Origin of the sequence: Mesorhizobium sp. M7A.F.Ca.US.005.03.2.1 (assembly GCF_003997795.1) — a bacterium.
Taxonomy (GTDB): domain Bacteria; phylum Pseudomonadota; class Alphaproteobacteria; order Rhizobiales; family Rhizobiaceae; genus Mesorhizobium; species Mesorhizobium ciceri.
Genome location: NZ_RZRP01000343.1, coordinates 1 through 6,287 on the forward strand (window position 1 = coordinate 1; position 6,287 = coordinate 6,287).

Here is a 6,287-nt window from a genome sequence, read left to right on the forward strand (position 1 = left end):
GTCGCAAGGCGTGCACGCGATGGCGCCATTGGCGCGCGGCCTCCCGGTGAGATCGGCTTTGCGGTGCTGCGTGGCGGCAGCATCATCGGCGAACACAGCGTGAGCTTCTGTGCCGAAGGCGAGCTTGTGACCTTGTCGCATGCGGCCGGCGACCGCGTCATGTTCGCCCGCGGCGCCATTGCCGCCGCGCTCTGGCTCGAGGGACGCCCGCCCGGCGAATACGACATGCGCGACGTTCTCGGTTTCGGCGCTCCGTGACCGGCAGCCACAACGGATTCCATTTCAACGGCCGTTAAAACGACTGAAAGCCAGCTGAAAGCTTGGGCGTGCCATGAAGTCATTACGGCGTTCGCCGTGTGACCGGTGCGGGAGCGGCCGGTAAGGAGGAATGCGGCGCAGCCGGGATGGCGCGCCGCCCAAGTGGAGGAAGTTTCGTGACCGGTTTCATCTCGAAGTGCGCCCTGCGCACAGCGGCGCTAACCCTTGCTATTGCAGCCACAAGCGCCACGGTGGCTTCGGCTGCCGACAAAATCACCATCATCGTCGGCGGCATGGAAAAGCAGATCTATCTGCCTGCCGTGCTCACCCAGCAGCTCGGCTACTTCAAGGACCAGGGGCTCGATGTCGAACTGCTCAACTCGCGCGCCGGGGTCGAGGCCGAAAATGAACTGCTGGCCGGTGCCGTCCAAGGCGTTGTCGGCTTCTACGATCACACCGTCGACCTGCAGTCGAAGGGCAAATACATCCAGTCGATCGTCCAGTTCAGCCAAGCGCCCGGTGAGGTCGAGCTGGTCTCCGCCAAGCACCCGGAGATCAAGTCGCCCGCCGATTTCAAGGGCGCCACGCTCGGCGTCACCGGTCTCGGCTCCTCGACCGATTTCCTGACCCAGTATCTTGCCGTGCGCAGCGGCCTGAAGCCCGGCGACTACACGCTGCTGCCGGTCGGCGCCGGCAACACCTTCATCGCCGCCGTCAAGCAGGACCAGATCCAGGCCGGCATGACCACCGAGCCGACCATCGCCAAACTGCTCAAGACCGGCGAGGCAAGCATCCTGGTCGACATGCGCACGCCTGAAAAGACCAAGGAAGCGCTGGGCGGCGACTATCCGGCGGCGTCCTTCTATGTCCAGTCCTCCTGGCTGGAAGGCCACAAGGATGAGGCACAGAAGCTCGCCAATGCCTTCGTCAAGACGATGAAATTCATCGCCACGCATTCGGCCGAAGAGATCGCCGACAAGATGCCGAAGGATTATTATGCCGGCAACCGGGACCTTTACGTGCAGGGGCTGGCCGGCGGCAAGGCGATGTTCACGCCGGATGGCCGCATGCCGGCCGATGGTCCGCCGACCGTGCTCAAGGTTCTCTCGACATTCTCGAAGAGCCTGCAAGGCAAGCAGATCGACCTGTCGAAGACCTACACGACCGAATTCGTCGACGCTGCCAAATAGCGGCGCCAGCCTACCACTCGTTGAATAACAAGGACTTGCGCCGGCTGCTTGAATCAAGAAGGCAGCGGCGCGGCCTCCCGAACACCTGGAGATCCGTGGCACTGCCGCGGGCTCCCTTGCCCCATTGCGACAGGAGTGCGCCATGCAAGTGCAACCCATGGCGGCCGAGAAGCTGTCTCAGGCCGCGCCACAAGCCGACGCCGCGATCGCCATCGATGATGTGACCTTGCGTTTCGTCACGCCCGACGGGCACATGATGACGGCGATCCGCGATTTCACGATGACCGTGGCGCGCGGCGAGTTCGCCTGCGTCGTCGGGCCGACCGGCTGCGGCAAGTCGACGACGCTCAACCTGGTCACCGGCCTGTTGCGGCCGACGACCGGCAATGTCCGCGTCATGGGCACGCCGGTCACCGATATCAGCCGGGACATCGGCTTTGTCTTCCAGGCGGATGCGCTGTTTCCCTGGCGCAGTGTCATCGACAATGTCGCCGCCGGTCCACTTTATCGCGGCACGCCAAAGGCGCAGGCCTACGACCGCGCCCGCGACTGGATCGCCCGCGTCGGCCTCGGCCGCTTCGAGAAGCACTATCCGCACCAGCTTTCGGGCGGCATGCGCAAGCGCGTCGCGCTGGCGCAGACCTTCATCAACCAGCCCAAGATCCTTTTGATGGACGAGCCGTTCAGCGCGCTCGACATGCAGACGCGCACCGCCATGCAGGACGAATTGCTGGATCTGTGGTCGGAGCAGAAATCCTCGGTTGTCTTCGTCACCCACGACCTAGAGGAGGCGGTGGCGCTGGCCGACAAGGTCTATGTGCTCACCGCTGGGCCGGGCACGGTCAAGAGCGTCTACCGCATCGACCTGCCGCGCCCGCGCGTCATGGCCGACATCCGCTACGACCCGAACTTCGTCGAGATTGCCAAGGTGATCTGGAACGATCTGCGCGAGGAAGTGCAGCTCGGCCAGAGCCGGACCTTGCAGACCGGACATTGAAAGGAGAAACAGCATGACCGCAATCTCTCCGACCGCCAACCAGGCCGCCGTCCGCGATGCTTCCATCGCCGTTGCCGAAGCCCGGGCGAGGGCAAGGCTGCGCCGCCGCCACGCGCTTGTCATCTCCTTGCGCCTGGCGATCCTGGTCGTCTTCCTTGGCCTGTGGGAACTCGGCGCCGACTACAACATCATCGACCCGTTCTTCTTCGCCAGCCCTTCTGGCATCTGGCAGCAGATCTGGTCGTGGATCACCGAAGGCACCTCGCAAGGCCCACTCTGGCTGCAGATCTACGTGACGCTGGAGGAAACCTTCCTCGGCTTTGTCATCGGTGCCCTTGGCGGCATCGCCGCCGGCATCATCCTCGGCCGCAATCGGCTGTTGGCGGATGTCTTTTCGATCTACATCAAGATCGCCAATTCGGTGCCGCGCGTCGTGCTCGGCTCGGTGTTCATCATCGCGCTCGGCCTCGGCATGGCGTCCAAGGTGGCGCTTGCCGTGGTGATGGTGTTCTTCGTTGTTTTCGCCAACGCCTTCCAGGGTGTGCGCGAGGCCGACAGGGCAATGATCGCCAATGCCCAGATCCTTGGCGCCTCGCCGTTCCAGATCACCCGCACCGTCATCATTCCTTCGGCGATGAGCTGGATCCTCGCCAGCCTGCATGTCAGCTTCGGCTTCGCGCTGGTCGGCGCGGTGGTCGGCGAGTTCCTCGGCGCCAAGCAAGGCATGGGCCTGCTGATCTCGACCGCGCAGGGCGCCTTCAACGCCAATGGCGTGTTCGCCGCGATGATCATCCTGGCTGTCATGGCGCTGGTGGTGGAGTTCATCATCACCCGCTTCGAGAACTATGTCGTGAAGTGGCGGCCGGCGCCGTTCAACGAGCAGGGAACGTGATCGGTCAGACCAGGGGCAGCCTGACCGGTCAGGCCAGCGGCAGCCTGACCTCAACCAACAGACCGCCGGCCGCGCCATCCCCAAGGGTGACGCGGCCGCCGGCATTTTCGACGACCTCGCGTACAATGGCGAGTCCCAGCCCGCTGCCTTCCTCGGTCGAACCGGCAATACGGTAGAAGCGCTCGAAGACATGGTCTCGCTCGTCCGCCGGAATGCCAGGCCCGTCGTCGGCGACCGTCAGCACGGCTTCGCCGTCGATGGCCGCCAGCTTCACCGTGACACTGCCCTCAGCCCGGGAGTAGCGCAGCGCGTTGTCGACGAGGTTGACGATCATCTCGCGCAGCATGGTGCCGTCGCCGATGACCGGAACGGGGCCAGCCTCCTCGAGGCCGAGATCTATTTTGCGATCGATGGCCGTTGGCGCCAGGGTTTCCAGCACGTGCCGGGCGGCTTCCGCCAGGTCAATGCGGTCGGCGCGCGGCCGCCGGCTGCCTGGCTCGGCGCGTGACAGGGTCAAGAGCTGTTCGGCCAGCCGCGCCAGTTTGCCGGAACTCGCCTGCAGCGCCACCAGCGCCTCCTGGCGGGCATCGGCGGCACTTTCGCGAAGCGCATAGCTTGCCTGTGTCGACAGCAGCGCCAGGGGCGTGCGCAGCTGGTGCGCCGCATTGGCGATGAAGCGGCGTTGCGCCGCCATCTGCGCCCGCACGCGCTCCATGTAGGCGTTGAGGGCGTCGATCAGCGGGCGGATCTCGCTTTGCGCACCGGGCACTTCGACGGGGTCAAGGTCGCTGCGGTTTGGCGAGCGTACCGCATCGCGCAGCCGGATCAACGGCGCCAGGCCGCGACGCAAGCCGAGCAGCACGAACACGCCGGCAATCGCCACCAGCGCCAGTTGCTGGGCAAAGGCGCTGAACCAAAGCTGTTTGACCATGGCGTCATGGCCGGCAAGGGTGACGCCCACGGTGACTGATATTGGCGAGTCGTTGCCGGCGCCGATCACCGCATGGCCAAGGGTCAGGAGCCGCAGCTGGTGATCGCGGTAAGCGGCCTCGACACTGGCATGCTGCGGCGCTTCGGGCAGGTCGGGATATCCGGTCAGCAGCCGCCCGCCGGCTGTCTCGACGCGATAGTAGACGCTGTCGCGGTCGCCGGTGTCGAACATCTCGATCGCCGCCGGGGGCACCGTGGCATCGAGCACGCCGTCGACCATGGCGACCTGCTCGGCAATCGCCCGCGCCGATCCGACGAGCATCCGGTCGGTGACCAGGTCCGCGGTCGCCAGTGCGTTGCGCTGGCTGGTCCACAGGTTGATGGTCGCGAGCCCGGCAAGCGGCAGCACCACCCATGCCAGCAATTGCAGGCGGAGGCTGTTGATCCTCATGGCGCCAGGATCGTCACGGCGCCAAATCGTCTTGGCGCAAGAGGTAACCGAGACCACGCAGTGTGGCGATCTGGACCCGCGACCCTTCGAGCTTCTTGCGCACGCGGTGCACGTAGATCTCGATGGCGCTGGGATCGGCGTCGGTCTCGAAATCGTAGATCGCGGCCGACAATGCCGCCTTGCTCACCGTGCGTCCGGCCTTGACCATCAATTGCTCAAGCACGGCATGCTCGCGCGGTGTCAGCGCCAGCGCCTCGCCGGCAAGCGAAAACAGCCGCGTGTTGGTGTCGAAGACGAGATCACCGCAGGCAACGACCGGCGCGGTGCGGTCATTGGCACGGCGCAATTGCGCGCGGATTCGTGCTTCGAGCTCTTCGATCTGGAAGGGCTTGGCCAGATAGTCGTCGGCGCCTTCATTGAGCCCTTTGACCCGACCGTCGAGACTGGCATTGGCGGTCAGCACGATCACCGGCACCCGGTTGCCGCGCGTCCGCAACATTCGCAGCACCTCCAGCCCGCTCATGCGCGGCAGCGCAAGGTCGAGGATGACAAGCGCGTGGTCACCGGCGGCGAGCGCGTGTTCGACATCCTCGCCATCATGGACGATGTCGACGACATAGTTCGCCTGACGCAGGGTCTTGCCCAGCCAATCCGCCAGCTCGCGATTGTCTTCTACAAGCAGCAACCGCATTTCTATCGCTGTCCTGGGGTGCAGGTCACCCGGATTTCCGCCCACTTCTTCAACTGGCGCCGCCAAGTCGCGCCCGATTGATGATCGTGCACAAGCGATAATCTCGATCCAACCGCAAGGCAAATGGAGGAGATCCAGAAGTTCAGATGGTGCGCAATCGTTTCAAACCGAACCGTTCAGTTCGATTTCTGTTGACGCACTGTGTAGCAGATGGTGAACGCCGGCCTGGCGAGCGGTCGCGCCTGGTGATGGGCGTTATCGATTAACTGTCTGATTTCAAACAGTTAAATTATGACCGCTGAGGCCCTGTGTCAAATTTCAAGGCCTGGATTCGAGCCGCGGGGGAACATCTTCGTGATTGGAATCCGCGGCAGGGCGAGCCCATCTCGGGGTGGTCCGAGCGACGCGAAATTCCTCCCAAGGGCACGCCACTAGACGGACATGACAAATACTGGAGTAATTAAAATGACCAAGATCGCTCTTACCGCCGCCGCCATCCTCGTTGCCACGGGCACTGCTTTTGCCGGCAGCGACAATTATGGCTCGGCCAACGCCAATCAGCCTGCCGTCGCTGTCGACCATTCGATCACCGCTTCGGTCTCCAAGTCGACGCAGACCGTCCAGGCCCCCGCTTCGCAGGGCGCTGACCGCAACCTCTTCGGCCGCTAATCGCGACTGCCGATATCGACCCAAACTTGAACTCAGGAGTAATTAAAATGACCAAGATCGCTCTTACCGCTGCCGCCATCCTCGTTGCCACGGGCACTGCTTTTGCCGGCAGCGACAATTATGGCTCGGCCAACGCCAATCAGCCTGCCGTCACCGTCGACCAGTCGGCCACTGCTTCGATCTCCAAGTCGACGCAAACCGTCCAGGCC

At 63.9% G+C, this 6,287-nt stretch carries 8 protein-coding genes; 6 read left to right on the plus strand and 2 right to left on the minus strand.

Features of this window, described 5'->3' with window-relative positions; all coding sequences use genetic code 11:
* From EN991_RS19345 to EN991_RS19360, 4 genes are all read left to right on the plus strand, one after another.
* Positions 1–258, plus strand: a 258-nt coding sequence (locus EN991_RS19345) for a dihydrodipicolinate reductase C-terminal domain-containing protein (protein ID WP_281058802.1), incomplete at its 5' end; no start/stop codon positions are given.
* A gap of 176 nt (positions 259–434) precedes the next feature.
* Complete coding sequence (locus tag EN991_RS19350) at positions 435–1,448, plus strand: ABC transporter substrate-binding protein (protein ID WP_027163344.1); 1,014 nt, start codon at positions 435–437, stop codon at positions 1,446–1,448.
* Between the two features lie 142 nt (positions 1,449–1,590).
* The gene (locus EN991_RS19355) at positions 1,591–2,445 is read left to right on the plus strand and encodes an ABC transporter ATP-binding protein (RefSeq protein WP_013532455.1); all 855 of its coding nucleotides are present in this window, start codon (positions 1,591–1,593) and stop codon (positions 2,443–2,445) included.
* A 13-nt stretch (positions 2,446–2,458) separates the two neighbouring features.
* Entirely contained in the window at positions 2,459–3,337 is an 879-nt protein-coding gene (locus tag EN991_RS19360; RefSeq protein ID WP_013532454.1) for an ABC transporter permease, read from the plus strand.
* Positions 3,338–3,365: 28 nt separating this feature from the next.
* Here EN991_RS19360 and EN991_RS19365 read toward each other — a convergent pair whose 3' ends face one another.
* Positions 3,366–4,718 carry a sensor histidine kinase gene (locus EN991_RS19365; protein WP_013532453.1) on the minus strand — a complete coding sequence of 451 codons (1,353 nt, stop codon included), beginning with the start codon at positions 4,716–4,718 and terminating at the stop codon, positions 3,366–3,368.
* A gap of 13 nt (positions 4,719–4,731) precedes the next feature.
* The gene (locus tag EN991_RS19370; RefSeq protein ID WP_024504276.1) at positions 4,732–5,409 is read right to left on the minus strand and encodes a response regulator; all 678 of its coding nucleotides are present in this window, start codon (positions 5,407–5,409) and stop codon (positions 4,732–4,734) included.
* A 465-nt stretch (positions 5,410–5,874) separates the two neighbouring features.
* Between EN991_RS19370 and EN991_RS19375 the strand changes: the two genes are divergently transcribed.
* Positions 5,875–6,078, plus strand: coding sequence for a DUF680 domain-containing protein (locus tag EN991_RS19375; RefSeq protein ID WP_013532451.1), 204 nt, complete (start codon positions 5,875–5,877; stop codon positions 6,076–6,078).
* A gap of 47 nt (positions 6,079–6,125) precedes the next feature.
* Positions 6,126–6,287, plus strand: a 162-nt coding sequence (locus EN991_RS19380) for a DUF680 domain-containing protein (RefSeq protein WP_127369332.1), incomplete at its 3' end; no start/stop codon positions are given.

Coding starts and splice junctions, on each gene's coding strand:
- EN991_RS19355 (WP_013532455.1), top strand. CDS start 1,591: ATGCAAGTGCAACCCATGGCGGCCGAGAAGCTGTCTCAGGCCGCGCCA.
- EN991_RS19360 (WP_013532454.1), top strand. CDS start 2,459: ATGACCGCAATCTCTCCGACCGCCAACCAGGCCGCCGTCCGCGATGCT.
- EN991_RS19365 (WP_013532453.1), bottom strand. CDS start 4,718: ATGAGGATCAACAGCCTCCGCCTGCAATTGCTGGCATGGGTGGTGCTG.
- EN991_RS19370 (WP_024504276.1), bottom strand. CDS start 5,409: ATGCGGTTGCTGCTTGTAGAAGACAATCGCGAGCTGGCGGATTGGCTG.
- EN991_RS19375 (WP_013532451.1), top strand. CDS start 5,875: ATGACCAAGATCGCTCTTACCGCCGCCGCCATCCTCGTTGCCACGGGC.